The organism is Atopobium fossor DSM 15642 (genome assembly GCF_000483125.1).
In the GTDB taxonomy this organism is placed as follows: domain Bacteria; phylum Actinomycetota; class Coriobacteriia; order Coriobacteriales; family Atopobiaceae; genus Atopobium; species Atopobium fossor.
On sequence record NZ_KI519553.1, the window covers coordinates 722,203 to 737,827 of the forward strand.

General features: G+C 45.1%; 18 protein-coding genes. 3 read left to right on the forward strand and 15 right to left on the reverse strand.

The features are described from left to right. Nucleotides 1-10: 10 nt before the first annotated feature. The 3 genes from G469_RS0106085 to rpsP are packed head-to-tail and all read right to left on the reverse strand — an operon-like array spanning nt 11 to nt 1,168. Nucleotides 11-523, reverse strand: a complete 513-nt coding sequence (locus tag G469_RS0106085; RefSeq protein WP_028264295.1) for a ribosome maturation factor RimM — start codon at nt 521-523, stop codon at nt 11-13. Between the two features lie 10 nt (nt 524-533). Continuing rightward, nucleotides 534-842: a KH domain-containing protein gene (locus tag G469_RS0106090; RefSeq protein WP_028264296.1), complete on the reverse strand. Its 309-nt coding sequence runs from the start codon at nt 840-842 to the stop codon at nt 534-536. Between the two features lie 2 nt (nt 843-844). Further along, nucleotides 845-1,168, reverse strand: a complete 324-nt coding sequence (gene rpsP / locus G469_RS0106095; protein WP_028264297.1) for a 30S ribosomal protein S16 — start codon at nt 1,166-1,168, stop codon at nt 845-847. Nucleotides 1,169-1,427: 259 nt separating this feature from the next. On the opposite strand from rpsP, the gene G469_RS0106100 reads away from it, so the two are divergent. The 3 genes from G469_RS0106100 to dinB all read left to right on the forward strand — a co-directional run bounded on the left by G469_RS0106100 (nt 1,428) and on the right by dinB (nt 4,694). Beyond that, nucleotides 1,428-2,108, forward strand: a complete 681-nt coding sequence (locus G469_RS0106100) for a response regulator transcription factor (protein ID WP_028264298.1) — start codon at nt 1,428-1,430, stop codon at nt 2,106-2,108. A gap of 127 nt (nt 2,109-2,235) precedes the next feature. Then, nucleotides 2,236-3,375 carry a sensor histidine kinase gene (locus G469_RS08945; RefSeq protein WP_169726181.1) on the forward strand — a complete coding sequence of 380 codons (1,140 nt, stop codon included), beginning with the start codon at nt 2,236-2,238 and terminating at the stop codon, nt 3,373-3,375. A gap of 17 nt (nt 3,376-3,392) precedes the next feature. Next, nucleotides 3,393-4,694 (forward strand): DNA polymerase IV, encoded by a 1,302-nt coding sequence (dinB, locus tag G469_RS0106110; protein WP_028264299.1) that lies wholly within the window; start codon nt 3,393-3,395, stop codon nt 4,692-4,694. Here dinB and rsfS read toward each other — a convergent pair. The 12 genes from rsfS to mreB all read right to left on the reverse strand — a co-directional run bounded on the left by rsfS (nt 4,691) and on the right by mreB (nt 15,616). Continuing rightward, nucleotides 4,691-5,047 carry a ribosome silencing factor gene (gene rsfS, locus G469_RS0106115; RefSeq protein WP_028264300.1) on the reverse strand — a complete coding sequence of 119 codons (357 nt, stop codon included), beginning with the start codon at nt 5,045-5,047 and terminating at the stop codon, nt 4,691-4,693. The two genes, dinB and rsfS, sit on opposite strands and share 4 nt — an antisense overlap. Next, the gene (gene yqeK, locus G469_RS0106120; RefSeq protein ID WP_028264301.1) at nt 5,044-5,730 is read right to left on the reverse strand and encodes a bis(5'-nucleosyl)-tetraphosphatase (symmetrical) YqeK; all 687 of its coding nucleotides are present in this window, start codon (nt 5,728-5,730) and stop codon (nt 5,044-5,046) included. Before yqeK ends, rsfS begins: the two co-directional genes overlap by 4 nt. Beyond that, entirely contained in the window at nt 5,708-6,382 is a 675-nt protein-coding gene (gene nadD / locus G469_RS0106125) for a nicotinate-nucleotide adenylyltransferase (protein ID WP_028264302.1), read from the reverse strand. The genes yqeK and nadD overlap by 23 nt, the downstream gene beginning before the upstream one ends. A 3-nt stretch (nt 6,383-6,385) precedes the next feature. Continuing rightward, a complete protein-coding gene (gene obgE / locus G469_RS0106130) occupies nt 6,386-7,801 on the reverse strand; it encodes a GTPase ObgE (RefSeq protein ID WP_035425412.1) in 1,416 nt (471 codons plus the stop codon). Between the two features lie 171 nt (nt 7,802-7,972). Beyond that, a complete protein-coding gene (gene rpmA, locus G469_RS0106135) occupies nt 7,973-8,227 on the reverse strand; it encodes a 50S ribosomal protein L27 (RefSeq protein ID WP_002563742.1) in 255 nt (84 codons plus the stop codon). Nucleotides 8,228-8,265: 38 nt separating this feature from the next. Further along, nucleotides 8,266-8,625 (reverse strand): 50S ribosomal protein L21, encoded by a 360-nt coding sequence (gene rplU / locus G469_RS0106140; protein WP_028264304.1) that lies wholly within the window; start codon nt 8,623-8,625, stop codon nt 8,266-8,268. 188 nt (nt 8,626-8,813) lie between these two features. Next, nucleotides 8,814-9,674, reverse strand: a complete 861-nt coding sequence (locus G469_RS0106145) for a DUF697 domain-containing protein (RefSeq protein ID WP_028264305.1) — start codon at nt 9,672-9,674, stop codon at nt 8,814-8,816. Between the two features lie 11 nt (nt 9,675-9,685). Then, the gene (locus tag G469_RS0106150) at nt 9,686-10,921 is read right to left on the reverse strand and encodes an FtsW/RodA/SpoVE family cell cycle protein (RefSeq protein WP_028264306.1); all 1,236 of its coding nucleotides are present in this window, start codon (nt 10,919-10,921) and stop codon (nt 9,686-9,688) included. Nucleotides 10,922-10,945: 24 nt separating this feature from the next. Continuing rightward, entirely contained in the window at nt 10,946-12,985 is a 2,040-nt protein-coding gene (gene mrdA / locus G469_RS0106155; protein WP_028264307.1) for a penicillin-binding protein 2, read from the reverse strand. Between the two features lie 8 nt (nt 12,986-12,993). Then, entirely contained in the window at nt 12,994-13,560 is a 567-nt protein-coding gene (gene mreD, locus G469_RS08950) for a rod shape-determining protein MreD (RefSeq protein ID WP_051353802.1), read from the reverse strand. Nucleotides 13,561-13,564: 4 nt separating this feature from the next. After that, nucleotides 13,565-14,566: a rod shape-determining protein MreC gene (gene mreC, locus G469_RS0106165; protein ID WP_028264308.1), complete on the reverse strand. Its 1,002-nt coding sequence runs from the start codon at nt 14,564-14,566 to the stop codon at nt 13,565-13,567. A gap of 3 nt (nt 14,567-14,569) precedes the next feature. After that, nucleotides 14,570-15,616: a rod shape-determining protein gene (gene mreB / locus G469_RS0106170; protein ID WP_028264309.1), complete on the reverse strand. Its 1,047-nt coding sequence runs from the start codon at nt 15,614-15,616 to the stop codon at nt 14,570-14,572. Nucleotides 15,617-15,625: the final 9 nt, after the last annotated feature.

A 15,625-nucleotide genomic window follows, 5' to 3' on the forward strand; every position in this document is an offset into this window, starting at 1 on the left:
ACCAGCTCCTTTAGTATTCAATAAGACCGTTGGGAGCATTCACATGAAGTGCTCCTTGCTCATCAAAACCTAAAACAAATTCCTCAACAGCAGGAAGTAAAACTTCATCAAACGGACCGCGAATAACCCAAATATCTTGAGAGGGACCGCGCATAATTTCTTCTATCATACCTAAGTAGCCTGCATGCTCATCGTAAACTTCTTTACCTATGAGCATATATGGATCTTGGAAATCCATATCCTGAGGTAAGTCTTTTACATGAGCCATGAGGGTTTTACCCACTAGCTCTTCTGCATGAGACATGGTTTCAACTTCTACAAAACGCACAAGCTGACCCGAGCTGTTGTCACTAACAGCTTGTACGGTATACCATCTATCACCTTTAAGCTCAGGTGGCAACACACAAATCTGCATTCCAGAATGCAGAAGAAGGGGAAGGCCGTCTGCAGGAACACATACGACCTCCCCCTTTTTACCATGTGTTTTTGCCACGCGAGCTATAGGCTTGAGTTCTTCAAACAATGTTAGATGCCTAACCTAGAACCTCTACCTCAACTGACGTGCCAATGCGCTGGCCTAACGCACGCGCGAGTGTACGAATTGCTTTAATAGTACGTCCGCGCCTACCAATTACCTTACCTGTGTCTTCTTCAGAGCACGATACCTCGATGAGCGTTCCATTGTCGCTATCGGTAACGTCAAGCGACACGGAATCGACGTCATCTACTAAACCGCAGACAACATACTCAACAAGATCTGCCACCTGATCTGATGGCAAACCTTCAGAGGCGTTTCCCTCAGTATTATTAAGGGTGTACTCCTCTTCCGCATCAAAAGACATGTTTACTCTGCAGATTCTTCAGCAGCAGCGGCATCCTTTGCAATCTGCTTCTTGGATTTCTTGTCCTTCTTGGAAGGCTCTGGTGCAACACCGCGAGCAATATCAATAAGATGTGCAACGGCGTTAGTAGGCTGAGCGCCCTTAGCTACCCATGCATCAACCTTCTCAAGGTCAATCTCAATAGTCTTAGGGGTGGTAAGGGGATTATAGCGACCAACCAACTCAATGTAACGACCATCGCGAGGCATGCGGCCGTCTGCAACAACAACGCGATAGAATGGACGCTTTTTGGCACCGTGACGGGCCAGACGAATCTTGACTGCCAAAGTAAAACTCCTCTTTAAACGAATGCGGCACGAGTAATAAGGATTGATTTGCCGCAAAGCTACATAAAGCAATAGATAATGATATGACATCTCTATGCTTCTGAAAAGTGCTGTAGTAACTTCGCCGAAAATATTAAATAAATTCTTACGAAAATCATTTTTTAGGAACCTGAAAGGGTATCTAAAAGGGTATTTTATTATAGTGCGCCCTTCTATATTCCTACATCATGTTGATGTAGCCATAACAAAGGAGTTCATTATGAACATCTTGGTTTGCGAAGACGAGAAAAATATGTCCGACGCGATTTGCAAGATTCTGGAGGATAACGGCTTTAAATCCGAAGCAGCTTACGATGGTAAGACTGGTCTAGAAGAGGCAAATAGCGGCAAATTTGACGCTCTTGTACTAGACATCATGCTTCCCGAGATGGATGGTATGACGCTCGTATCTAAAATGCGCGAAAAAGGCAATTCTCTGCCTGTTTTGATGCTTACAGCTCGTACACAAATTGCAGATAAGGTAGAAGGTTTGAATGCGGGTGCAGATGACTACATGACTAAGCCTTTTGAGGGCGTGGAGCTCGTAGCGCGTGTACGCGCGCTTACTCGCCGTCAAGGTGATGTAGTAATTGATGAGCTTACCTTTGGTGACCTTATGCTGGACCTTTCCACCCATGATTTGCGTTGTGGAGATAAAACCGTACATCTTTCACAGAAGGAATATGAGGTTATGTCCATGCTCATGAACTCTAAGGGCAGGATTATTTCCAAGCAAGACCTTCTCAGTCGTGTTTGGGATATTGATGGAGATGCTTCCGAAAACTCTGTAGAGGCTTACATTTCCTTCCTCCGGAAAAAGATTACACATCTTAAATCCACGGTTCACATCACTACCCTACGCATGTTAGGCTATCGTTTAGAGCAAATTGTTGGTGCCTAAACTTGTTGGACTGTTTTAAACCATGCTAAAAAGACTTAAGAGGAGCTACGTCGTTCTTACGAGCACGTTGTTGGGCATTATTTTGCTAATTGTGCTTAGTAGCTCCTTTTATAATACGTACATGCTTATGACAAGCTCCATTAATTTAACGCTTGATTATGGAGTAAGTGATGCATCAAATGTACAACTTGTTATTGGTAAGTCAGATTCCGGCACCTATGATCAACGCATTGCTTCGCACATGTTGGTAGCCCGTGCAGTCTACACTCCTGACGGGCAACTGTTACAAGAAAAAACAAACTTTTCCCAGGTTGACTCGAGTATTTTAAAGTCAATCGCTTCTGAATATTCAGAAAAAGGTGTATTAAAAGGAAAAATTCCTTCTTCTCACTTAAGTTGGAAAGCTAAGCAACTTCCCAATAAAAATTTACGTATTGCAGTAGTTGATACCTCTACCGTAGATATGATTTTGCAACGCCATCTTATTGTTAATAGTGCTTTGTTTGTAGGCATTATGCTGGTACTTATTTTGCTGGCTCATGCAGTAGCCAATTGGACGATACGTCCAGTGGAAACCGCCTGGCTTAATCAACGTCAGTTTATTGCAGATGCCTCTCATGAACTTAAGACTCCCCTTGCAGTCATTTTGGCTAACACACAAATTCTTGCTACATCCCACAACGATATTTCCTCCGACGATAAACGTTGGATTACAGGAATTTCTGATGAAGCACATCGTATGCAAGCGCTGGTACAAGCACTTCTTGACTTAGCACGTATGGATGCTGCAGAAGCAGAAGGAACTACTTCACATCCTCATCGAGATGTTGATTACTCATATGTGGTCGAGAAAACCGCGCTACAGTTTGAAGCCCTAGCATTTGAACGTGGCATCGAAATCATAACCAATATTACCGATGACATTCATCTGTGTGGTGATGAAGAAAGTCTTGAACGCATGGTAGGTACTATTGTTGATAACGCTTGTAAGTACGCTAGTCCCAACACTCCAGTAACCGTTACGCTTTCAAACCGTTCTGGTCACTCACATCTGCAGATTAACAACAAGGGTAGCTATATTGCACCAGAAGATATTCCTCACGTATTTAATCGATTTTATCGCACCGATAAGGCACGCACAGCCAAAAAAGCTGGTGGTTATGGTCTTGGCTTAGCCATTGCGGCTAACATCGTATGCGAGCACAATGGTCGCATTTGGGTGAATAGCTCCCGCACTAATGGAACAACCTTTACGATAAGCATCTAGCTCTTTACACTAGAGCTATGACGTGTACAAAAAACATAGATACAACTTCTAATCCTGCAAAAAATTCTTGGACTGGTCCAGCCATTGGCCTACTTGATCTTGACGCATTTTTTGCCTCAGTAGAGCAGCTTGATCATCCTCAGTGGCGTGGCAAGCCTGTAATTGTAGGTGGCTCTGCTGATAAACGTGGTGTTGTTTCTACCGCATCGTATGAAGCACGCAAGTTTGGCGTCCATTCTGCCATGCCCTCTGCACAAGCACGTCGCCTGTGTCCAGATGCCATTTGGACAGCCGGACATTTTGATAGATATCGCGAACTTAGTCGTAAGGTCATAGCCTGTATTCTCAATGAAACACCACTCGTAGAGCAGGTTTCTATAGACGAGGCCTTTTTTGACATTACACCAGGACGTTACTCAAAAGAATCTCCTCAAGACATTTGCATACGTATCCAACAACAGGTATCTCAACTAGGCATTACCTGCTCTATTGGACTGGGCATCAACAAAACTATTGCAAAAATCGCTTCAGAACGTAAAAAGCCACATGGTCTATATGTAGTATCTCCTCAAGACAGCATTGCTTTTTTGGCTCCGCTACCTGTACACACCATGAGCGGCATTGGTAAAGCAGCTACCAAAAAGCTCCATCACTTAGGAATAGTTACTCTTGGTCAGCTTGCCTGTGCAGATAAAACCATTATTGAGCGTGAGTTTGGAAGCTTTGGTATTACCATGCTTTTACGGGCTCGTGGTCAAGAAATCAGTACAGTTGCTCCCTTTATGAAAAAAGAAGATCCAAAGTCCATCTCAGCCGAACGTACCTTTGCAAAAGATTTGATTTCTTCTACAGAAATATATGCTGCCATCGAACATATAGCTAGCCTTACTGCAGAGCGTTTACGCACCAAGCATATGGCCGGCCACACAGTCACACTCAAAGTAAAGTTTGATTTTGCTCATCAAAAAACGGTGCAAACACAACTCAACACCAATACCAATAACCAAACTATTTTGGCCCACACCGCCAAAGAGCTTTTACAAAAAGTGTGGAAGGACGGCATGCCCATTCGCCTGCTGGGCATAGGTGTTAGTGAGTTTTCTAGCGTTGCTTCTACGCAACTCTCGCTCTTTGACAACAATTCTAAGCAAAAGCATATTCATCAAAAGAAAAATCTCGACAAGCAAAAACTTGCCGAGACGTATGATCAGTTGCGTAAGCGCTTTGGCTCACAAGCACTTTCCTATGGACATGACTTGCGCTTTAGCAATCACACAACCGATACCAAACCAACCGGTGGTAAAGGAAGTATTTCTTAATCCAAGTCCAATGCAACGCAAGGAGCATCTCCCCAGAGCTTGTCCAAGCGATAATAATCACGCTGTTCTGGCAAAAAAACGTTAATTAAAACTGCTCCATAATCCATTAAAATCCAGGTTTTATCCTCACGACCTTCAATGGAAATGGGTTTCTCGGCACAATTAATGCCAACCTTCTCTTCTATCTCATCAATAACCGAATCCGCTAAGCGATTATTAGCAGCAGTGCAAATCAAGAAGTAATCACAAATATCCGAACTTCCCGATACATCAATAAGAACTAAATCCTCAACTTTTTTCTCGTTGGCAGCTGTTGCTGCAACCTTTGCGAGCTCTAGAGGGGTAACGCTCATGCATGCTCCTTTGTAGTGGCACGTTGTATAACAAGTGTATTGTAAATTTCTATTGTTCTAGGATACAGGTAACGATGGGTGCTCAGTACATACAAAATACCCTCTACAAAGGTTTCCCAGAACAAGCTATCTAAATCAAGCTGTCCTACCTGCGAGCGAAGATGATCCAGAGCTTGTACAGGCGCTCGTAGTGGTTCTATAGCATCCGCAATAAAAACTACCTTGTCTAAATCAGACATTTGTTCATCTGCGATGGTGTGGCGTGCAATAGCTTGTAAAATATCAGCGCTGAGCTTTGGGTATCGCTGTACAAGTGTTTTTTGTGCAATAGGTCCATGCACCAAAGCACCAACTAATGTCAGATCTACACCAAAATCTATATTAAGTTCACGTGCCTTAGCAAGCTGATCTGCCGTAGTGTTAACTTTCTCCCAATCATGCAAAATGCCCGCAACACGCGCCTTAAACGTATCAACACCATACACAAGCGCTAGATGTTGGGCTGTCTTAGCAACAGACATGCTATGAGCCAGTCTGTGAGGATTATGCTCCATATGAGCACATAGATCCGCTTCGTAGGTGCGAATATCCGCTAGTTGCTGAGAACTGTAAATTGGTTCTTCAACGACTTGCTGTGCAAAAGTTTGTTGAGAAGAAGTGTCATGAACGTGTATGTTGTCCATACAACCCTCTTTTAGAAATATAGCCAATAACAGAATCGGGTGTTAAGTACGCTAGTGATTGACCGGCTCCTATGCGATTGCGCAAATAACTTGAGGAGATAGCCAATGCGGGAACCTCAAGGTAGGTTACATCAAAGTCAATGCCAGAGTTAAAAATAACGTCCGTTGCGTTATCTAAATCATATCCAGGACGTGTAGCTGCGACCAAGCGTGCCAAACGCGCAATTTTCTTGGCATCATGCCACTTTACAATGTCGATAATAGCATCGGCACCTGTAATAAAGTACAGTTCAACATTGGATGGATAGAGTTCGCGCAAGGTACTGAGAGTATCTGCCGTATAGGTAATACCTTCACGGTCAATCTCAAAACGACTTGTTACAAAATGAGGATTGTCTGCTGTAGCAAGTAATGTCATAGCATAACGGTCTGTTGCAGATGTTACCTGTGCATCCTGCTTAAAAGCAGGACTACCCGCAGGCATGAAGACTACCACATCAAGATCAAGATCTCCCAATGCCTGCTCGGCAGCCACAAGATGGCCATTATGAATCGGATCAAAGGTTCCGCCCATAATGCCCAAACGATACGTTTTTGCACTAGTAACTCCAAGCACTGGAAGGTCAAGACCCTCAAATACTTGCGTATCCACCTTTTACTCCTCGTCTACTGCTTGTTTTTGGAGCAAAGCATCTTCATTACTAATGAGAAGCTCGTCATCCTCATCAATAAGTTCCGCAAAATCGTCATCATCAAAGCCATCGTATTCAAACGAGTAACCCAGGATGCGAACTTCATCACCATTCTTGCAGCCAGCCTTAGCAAGTTGATCATCCAAGCCAATACGATCAAAACGATGCTGTAAGTAAACAATAGCCTCATCGTTATCCCAGTCTGTTTGAACAACCATGCGTTCAATAGCTGCACCCTTAACCTGGAATACCCCGCCACCCAAATTCTCGATGGTAAAGGCTTTATCACGGCGCTGACGACGCTCCTCCCAAATCTTATCGTTAGAAGGCGTAGACGCATCAATCTGAAGCTGTTTACGGAGTTGAGCAACTTCGGTGGCACAATGACCTACCAGCTCGTCCAAACCTTCGCCCGTTACCGTAGAAATAGCAAAGAAGGGATGTCCGTCTGCTGCTGCGGCCTTACGCAGTTGTTGGACGGAATCTTCTGTACCAGGCATATCAATCTTATTTGCCACGACCACCATAGGGCGTTGTGCCAAATCGGCAGCGTAGGTACAAAGCTCATTGTTGATGATGCGGTAATCTTCTACGGGATTGCGGCCTTCAAAGCCACCAGTTATATCAACTAAATGAACAAGCAGGGCTGTTCGCTCGATATGACGCAAAAACTCATGACCAAGACCCTTACCCTCACTTGCCCCCTCAATAAGACCAGGAATATCTGCTACAACAAAAGACGACTCGTCGTGCGCACGCACCATACCCAGGTTTGGCACAAGAGTGGTAAAGGGATAATCTGCCACCTTAGGCTTTGCAGCACTAATGCGAGCAATTAATGAGCTTTTACCAACAGATGGCATACCAACCAACGCAACATCTGCCATGAGCTTCATTTCCAGCTCAATCCAGTGTTCTAAAGCAGGCTCGCCTTTTTCGGCAAATGCAGGAGCACGACGTGTAGAGGTAACAAAATGGATATTACCCTTGCCTCCCACGCCACCAGGACCCACAATAACATGTTCGCCTGGATGTGTAAGATCAGCAATATCATACAAGGGTTCCATGGTTTGAGGGTCAAGCTCACGCACAACCGTACCAAGGGGCACCTTTAAAATCAAATCCTCACCGTCACTACCATGCTTTCGGGCACCCTTGCCATGCGTACCGCGCTCAGCCTTGAAATGGTGCTTATAACGGTAATCAATCAAAGAAGACAACTGAGGATCTGCCATAACAATGACATCTCCACCACGACCACCATCTCCCCCATCAGGACCACCTTTAGGTACATGGGCTTCTCGACGGAAAGACATACAACCCGCCCCGCCATTGCCCCCAATGACATTAATATGAGATAAATCTGTAAACAATGACATAGAGCCTCCTTTTGGCGACTCAAATAAGTTCAAACAATACTTCTAGTGTAACGTTCCTACATATGGAACCATGCCATATCAGCAGCAATAATACCCTATATGAAACAACCACATACAAAACGAGACCCCCGACTAAGTCGGAGGTCTCGCGCTCATTATAAACGTTCTTTGTTATGCCTGTGCAGGAATAACGGAAACGGTATGCTTGATACCCTTCTTAAACTCTACAGTGCCGTCAACAAGAGCAAACAGGGTGTCATCCTTGCCACGTCCTACATTAGCACCTGGAGTAATGTGAGTACCACGCTGGCGAACGATAATCTGACCAGTCTTAATTGCCTGACCACCATAAATCTTGGTGCCAAGACGCTGTGCGTTAGAGTCGCGGCCGTTACGAGAGGAGCCGAGACCTTTCTTGTGAGCCATGTTAAACCTACCTTCTACTCAACTAGGAAATACTCGAACTACTCTGCTGCGGACTCATCAGCAGTAGATGCAGCCTTAGCGGCACGAGGCTTAGCAGGAAGCTTTACAATAGAAAGCTTAGTGAGGTTCTGCCTGTGACCGTTAAGACGGTGATAGCGCTTACGCTTGTGGAACTTAAAGACAAGCTGCTTCTCGCCCTTGAACTGTTCTACAACCTCTGCCGAAACAGACATCTTAGAAACTTTCTCAGGATCGACAATAACAGTTTTGCCGTCGCTGAGCATGAGGACGTCAAGCTTAACCTTATCGCCAGGCTGCGCGTCGAGCTTCTCTACGTCGATGACGTCGCCCTTGGCAACCTTATACTGCTTGCCGCCAGTCGTAATGATTGCGTACATGTTTAATGCCCTTCATTGCTATGAGTGAGTGCAACAGCTGGTAACTTTATCATCGCTTGACAGCTTGGTCAACAAGAAAATCCAGCTAATTGATGTTATTCACTACAAAAACTCATGAACTACACTTACCAACACAGATTAGAATACTAAGAAGACCCGAACAATACTTTTACAACCGAATGCTTTCATCAGACATCCATGTTTTTTTGCATGCGATCTTCCAGCTCAAACCGTGCAGCGAGCGCTCGTCCAGTGGAAACCGTTCCACCAAACCCAACGCCAGCTTTTGCCACAATTCCCGCCACAGGAATGGCACCTAGCAACGCACGAGCGGCTCCACGATATACCATACCCGCTCCCACCACTGCGGCAATATCTCCCATGCGTGAAAGATCTTGCTCGCGCCCATATACCTGCGCAATATCAAGTGCTAAACGCATTTGATTGGTGGTCATAACTGGCATATCTGCACCAGGAATAAAGTTGATTGCTCCTACGGCCGCATTCTGCAAAGCACAGGTGCGCACAAGCTGATTGACCTTTGCTCTTCGTGCAAAGCTAAAAGCACGGGCAAATGCAATGCCCTTCTCGGCAAGCGAATTGGCAGTCCATAAAGCAAGTTTTTGTTCAAGCGTAGAAGCATCGGAGGCAGCAATGAGTCCCACGAGAGATTCGTCATGTTCAAACGATAACACCGGCATCTCGATACTAGAGCGTGCAATCATTGCACACGGCACCTGTGCTGCAAGATATTCATCCACCACACGGATAATTGCTGAACTATTGTGACCACACAATACAATGCACGCATCGCAATCCGCAGCAGGATGTACATGAGCAGGACTGTCTACCACTGAACACACACTAAAGATGCACAGCTGTGCCTGAGGATCAACGGGAATAAATAATGCTTTGACCGTATTGATAATAAAATCTTCTGCACTTAAATCAACATACACATGCACACGAATGGGCGTTACGTCATCCGCCTTCATAAACAGTGAGGCAGCGTTTTTGAGTGTGTCAACTGATGTTTTTGGAATGCGCATAAAACTGCTCCCTACGCTGCCTTTGTTCGATGTAGGTAAACACTCTGAACGATACCAATTGACAAAAGTTGCACCACCATAGAAGACGATCCAAAACTAATGAACGGTAGTGGAATGCCTGTAATAGGCATGATGCCAATACACATACCCACATTTTCGAGCAATTGGAATGACCACATAGCAACCACACCAACTAAAACTAGCTTACCAAAGGGAGATTCCAATTTAAGAGCCAATCGAATAGCTGAGAAAATCAGTACGGCAAATAAGCTCAGTAAAATAACAGCACCAACAAAACCAAACTCTTCCGAAAGCAAGGCAAATACAAAGTCCGTATGAGCCTCTGGCAAAAATCCTCCACCTGCCTGCGTTGCATGACCAATGCCTTTACCAAAAAAACCACCAGAACCAACTGCAATTTTAGACTGTAAAAGGTTATAGCCGTCACCCGTAGGACTTACATTGGGATCAACAAAGACAATAAGTCGGTTAAGCTGATACTCCTTTAAGAGGTGCGGAAGTCCAGGTGTCATAGAGGTAATAATGATAAAAGCAGAAGCAACAATTATCAGAGCAATGGTTACCAAGACCCAACTCCGTCGAGCACCAGCACAAATAATAATAGCTGCACCAGAAACCAAGATAACAAGACCGGTACCCAAATCTGGCTGAGTAAGAATCAAGGCAAAGGGCACAAGCAAATAGGCACAGAGACGCACATAATCACGCAATGTCTCTATCTTGCCATTGTATTGAGCGCTTAATGAAGCCATCAAAAAAATAGTAACAAGCTTTGCCACCTCAGAAGGTTGCATGCGAAGGTGAATAAAGGGAATTTGAACCCAGCCTGTCAAACCTTTTGCGGAATAAGACAAACCGGGAACCTTTGGCATAAGCATTAAAGCAATATCTATTGCCAGTAAGATATTGGTCATATTGGCAAGATTGCGATAATCATAACGACGAATAAGGGCTGCACCTATAAAGCCAATACCCACACCAAGCATCTGTCGGGGCAAGGAAGCTTCCGGTATAGTCAAAGAAGCAGACCAAACTACCAGCAGTCCGTAAGCGCATAACAGAATTGCGGGAATAAGGTTGGCTAGATAATAGCTGCCAAAACGATGTTTGATTGGCCTAATACGAGCATGAGAAGGTGACTTACCAGCATCGCCGCCAAACATAGAGGACAAAATACTTCCAAAACCAATATCTGACAAGCTTTGTTTTGGTGTCTCAATAGCCATTACTCCCCCTTTCACTATGCAATATTAGTGCGTTTCGATATCTGCGGCATCATTTACGGTATCCGGTGAATCATAAATAGCACCTAGAGTGTCTCGAACTGCATACATGGCCGATGTTGCACCAAAGCCGCCCTTCTCGACAACTGCCGCGATAGCATACTTGGGATCATCTGCTGGCGCATAGGCACATAACCAGCCTGTTGCCGCTTCGCCCGCACGCTCTCCAGAACCTGTCTTGCCTGCTACGCGCACTGGAAGATTGGTAAAGTGTGCTGCAGTAGCCTGATCTTCCTCATAAATTACACCCTCAAGCGCACGGTGTAACATATCGTACTGCTCAGCAGTTTGCTTGGGTTCAAGGCGCTTAGAAGCACTTGTCTCCAAAATAGTACCTTTACCAGAATGTGATTGAACACTTTTTAGTACGCGAGGCTTCCAGATAGTACCTCTGTTTGCCAAACCCATATAGGTACTCACCAATTGAATGGGTGTTGCCAGCAAGTCACCTTGACCAATAGCGATGTTGGTGTTGTCTCCACCCTTCCATTGGCGATCTTCATCAGAACTTGTGGTGTAATAATTCCACTTCCACTTTTCATCTGGCACGCGACCCTCTCCCTCACTGGGCAGGTCAATACCCGTTTTTGAGCCAAAGCCCCACTTTTTCATTGTGTCTTGCATGCCCCACTTATGAGCATCATCTGCTTGCCAGAAGCTCTTACCAATTTCGTAAAAAACAACGTCACAAGAAAATGTAATACCAGTTTGTAAGGTCATATAGCCATGGCCATCATGGTTCCAACAATACTGGCCAGATGCTTTACCAAAACCAGTCCAAAAACCAGTACAGTTATAACCAGAATCAAAACTTGCAAGACCATTATCCAAAGCAGCAAGTGCATTAATGGGCTTAATGGTAGATGCAGACATATAGGCACCATCTACTGCACGATTCATCAGTGGATAACTATTGGCCTCATTTGACAATTCAGACCAGTCATCATTAGAAATGCCACCAATAAAAATACTGGGATCATAAGTTGGGGCACTTGCCATAGCCAAAATCTCACCATTGGTGACATCAATAACAACAACGGCTCCCGCCTTACAGTCTGCATTGCCCTTCTTTTGAGAAGCTTTAATGGCGTGCGCCAATCCCTCTTCTGCACCTTTTTGAATCTTGGCATCAATGGTAAGCGTAATATCAGAACCAGGCGTAGCATCTACGGATGTGGAGTAGTCCACAACCCTACCAGATGCATCCACATACACTTTTTGCTCTCCATGAACACCCTGTAAAACGGACTCGTACTGATATTCAATTCCAGCCTGTCCGACAATGTCGCCCAGCTCATATTTAGGAGAGCTTTGATCTTCCGTATTATGTTTCTCAATAAAATCCTGTGTTACCGATCCCGTATAACCCAGCAAATGCGCCGCTAAATTACCTTGTGGGTAATTACGTGTAGAGCGTATTTCCACCGTAATGCCCTCAAATAAATCTGCATGCTCACCCAAATACGCAACAACACGACGGCTGACATCGCTTGCAACTACGCGCAGGCTTTGTGCGCCAGCAGACGTATCTTGAATTTTTCTTTTTACAGCAATCTTTGGCATACCTAAAAGGTTTGCTAACAACTGAAGTTTAATCTCATCATTAAGTACATCAGCCTTTGCAACCACTGTTAGGCTTGAACGATTGCCTACCAGCTCAACACCATTGCGGTCCAAAATACGCCCGCGTGGTGCGGAAGTAGAAATAGAACGCGTGCGATTACTTTCCGCTTGTTTGGCATACTCATCTGATGAGACGAGCTGCATACTCCATAGTTTTCCAATGAGCGCTGTAATAATAGCGCCGGAAAATACAGCAAGGCCGTACAGGCGTGTTTTAAAGCCACCTTCAGTCGAATGATCTTCTCCACCTGCTGCGCGTGGTGCTTGACCACCAATATCAAAGGTAAAACGTTTACTGCCAGAACGCATAGTTATAAACACGATTGCAGCAACTGCTATTGCTGCAACGGCGACAATACATAAGATGATAAGAGCTAACGACATAGGAGCCCCTAGAACTTCTTACCAGAAAATCGTGCACCATGCCCAGGTTGCTTGCCTGAGAAGGATGGTGCAGACCCACCCATGCGTGATGAAAAAATCAATAACACAGCTACAAATACAAGACTATCCAGCACAATAGCAGGAATGGTATGCATGCCAAAAGCAAACAGAATATTTGTAGAATGACCCGTAAGAATCATGGCAAGCGCATAGATCAACTCAACTAAAACGCAAGCAATTAAAAACTGCTGGAAGACTATGCCGTGACCATCAATAAGTTTGTTACGACTTTCCATACCAATAAAGTAAGAGGCTAAGGTCAGTTCAAAAGCCATAAGGCCTACAGGACCTGTGGTTGTAAGATCAAAAAACAAGCCAGCAATAAATCCAGCAATAACGCCCGTTTTTCCGCCAATTCCAAGGGCAATAAACACAGCGGTAATCATGCATATATTAATGCGTCCATCAAACAAACCAAAGTTTGGAACAATGGCCAGTTGAAGCACAAAACAGCTAATTGCAGCAATAAGTAAAGCTTTACGCTTTTTATTGTTGTCATTAACTTGCATTGCCATTGTCTTACCTCCTTTGCTTTGTATCTGATTCGTCTTCGGAAGACTGTGCTGCTGCATCATCTGTAGCTGCAGTAGTAGATGCCGCAGAGGTAGACGAAGACTCCTGTTTATCCGCCTGAGCAGCTTCCTCGTTTGTTGCCTGTTGCTCATCTGTCAAAGAAGTAATGACAAGCACTTCTTCAAAGCTGGAAGACTTAGTAAAGGGCTTAACCGTAATAACGTAATACATAGCTCCAGCGTTTTTCTCGATAGAGCTTACGGTGCCCAAAGGCAAACCTTTAGGATAAATACCACCTAAACCGCTGGTTACAATAGTATCTCCTACTGCCACGGATTGATCGGTAGTTACCAAAGTCAAGCGTAGCGTACCATCCGCAGAGCCAACAAGCATACCTTGTGCACGGCTTGCCTGCACCATAGCCGAAACAGAAGAAGATTCATCAGAAATAAGTCGAACTACAGAAGAAGTAGGACCAACCTCGGAAATCTGGCCAATAACACCTGTTGAATCCGTGACAGGCATACCAACTTGCATACCAGCTGCAGAGCCCTTATCAATAGTAATAGTAGAGCTCCAAGAATCCGTGGAACCCGAAACAACATGCGCTGCTGTAGATTCCAATTTGTAAGAGCTCTTGAGATTGAGAAGTCCCTGAAGGCGCTCAGCGGATTGCTGAGCCTCAGAGAGCTCTGCGTTTTGAGCGCGAAGCTTATCGTTTTGTGCTTTGAGATCGCTCAGAGTCTCTTGGCTTGCCGTCAGATTGGAAAAGATATTACCCATGCCCTTTATGGGTGAAGCAATAAAAGAACCAATACCACGAACTGGTGTCGTAATAACACTAAAGAGATCACGGGTAGTGGTAATAGGACCATGACCCGCTTCCCTACAACTTAGCGTAAAAACGATAAGCGCAATGATACATAAAATTGTTGCCAGACGACCGCCGGTTGCGCCTTTACGCGGCATTCCAGTTGTACGAGCAGAGTGAGGCGAAAGCAAGGCCACGGTTTACTGGCCTGCACTTTGAATAAAACCGCCCGACAAAGCATTAGCATCAAGAACGCGCGCGCAACCATTTACAACGTTCTCGAGAGCCGTAGGGCTTACATTTACAGGGACGCCCGTCTCATCACGCAAGCGAGAATCAAGACCGCGTAGCATACCTCCGCCACCCGTAAGCAAAATGCCGTAATACATAAGATCGCTTGCAAGATCTGGAGGCGTTACATCCAAAGCATCCTTAACTGCCTTGGTAACCTCGTCTAGAGGCCTATCCAGCGCACGACGAATTTCCTCAGATTCAATACGTACAGATTTGGGAAGACCATTTATAACATCGCGACCATTTACCTCAACGTCAAGCTCTTCGCGTAGCGGAGCAGCAGAACCAACCTTAATCTTAATGTCTTCTGCAGTGCGCTCACCAATGGATAGGTTATAGGCGTCACGAACATGCTCAAGAATGGTTTGATCAAATTCATCACCAGCAGTACGGATGGACTGAGAAACAACAATGCCGCCCATAGCAATAACAGCCACCTCGGTGGTGCCACCACCAATGTCTACAACCATAGAGCCCGTTGGATCTTCAATGGGAAGATCTGCACCAATAGCTGCCGCCATTGGCTCTTCAATAAGATAAGCCTGACGCGCACCAGCAGAAATAGTTGCTTCAAATACGGCACGCTTTTCTACAGAGGTAACGCCAGAAGGAACACAAACAACAACACGCGGACGCGGAGACCACGGATAATGGCGAGACCCACGGGCTTTCTCGATAAAGTAGCGAAGCATAACTTCGGTTACATCAAAGTCTGCAATAACGCCATCCTTAAGCGGACGTACTGCCATGATAGACCCAGGAGTACGACCAACCATGCGTTTTGCATCTGCACCAACAGCTAGCACTCGCTCAGCATCTTTATCAATTGCAACAACCGAGGGCTCGTTTAGAACAATACCCTGGCCTCGAACGGATACCAGCGTATTTGCGGTACCCAAATCAATAGCAAGATCGCCGCCATATTCACTAAATAAAGAATCGAAAAAGGACATGTTGTTGTA

Excerpts from the sequence above, each read along its gene's own strand:
- G469_RS0106090 (WP_028264296.1), bottom strand. The coding sequence starts at position 842 with ATGTCTTTTGATGCGGAAGAGGAGTACACCCTTAATAATACTGAGGGA.
- rplU (WP_028264304.1), bottom strand. The coding sequence starts at position 8,625 with ATGTACGCAATCATTACGACTGGCGGCAAGCAGTATAAGGTTGCCAAG.
- yqeK (WP_028264301.1), bottom strand. The coding sequence starts at position 5,730 with ATGGACAACATACACGTTCATGACACTTCTTCTCAACAAACTTTTGCA.
- rsfS (WP_028264300.1), bottom strand. The coding sequence starts at position 5,047 with ATGAGCGTTACCCCTCTAGAGCTCGCAAAGGTTGCAGCAACAGCTGCC.
- mreB (WP_028264309.1), bottom strand. The coding sequence starts at position 15,616 with ATGTCCTTTTTCGATTCTTTATTTAGTGAATATGGCGGCGATCTTGCT.
- rpmA (WP_002563742.1), bottom strand. The coding sequence starts at position 8,227 with ATGGCTCACAAGAAAGGTCTCGGCTCCTCTCGTAACGGCCGCGACTCT.
- mrdA (WP_028264307.1), bottom strand. The coding sequence starts at position 12,985 with ATGTCGTTAGCTCTTATCATCTTATGTATTGTCGCCGTTGCAGCAATA.
- G469_RS0106100 (WP_028264298.1), top strand. The coding sequence starts at position 1,428 with ATGAACATCTTGGTTTGCGAAGACGAGAAAAATATGTCCGACGCGATT.
- G469_RS08945 (WP_169726181.1), top strand. The coding sequence starts at position 2,236 with ATGACAAGCTCCATTAATTTAACGCTTGATTATGGAGTAAGTGATGCA.
- G469_RS0106150 (WP_028264306.1), bottom strand. The coding sequence starts at position 10,921 with ATGGCTATTGAGACACCAAAACAAAGCTTGTCAGATATTGGTTTTGGA.
- G469_RS0106145 (WP_028264305.1), bottom strand. The coding sequence starts at position 9,674 with ATGCGCATTCCAAAAACATCAGTTGACACACTCAAAAACGCTGCCTCA.
- obgE (WP_035425412.1), bottom strand. The coding sequence starts at position 7,801 with ATGTCATTGTTTACAGATTTATCTCATATTAATGTCATTGGGGGCAAT.
- dinB (WP_028264299.1), top strand. The coding sequence starts at position 3,393 with ATGACGTGTACAAAAAACATAGATACAACTTCTAATCCTGCAAAAAAT.
- mreD (WP_051353802.1), bottom strand. The coding sequence starts at position 13,560 with ATGGCAATGCAAGTTAATGACAACAATAAAAAGCGTAAAGCTTTACTT.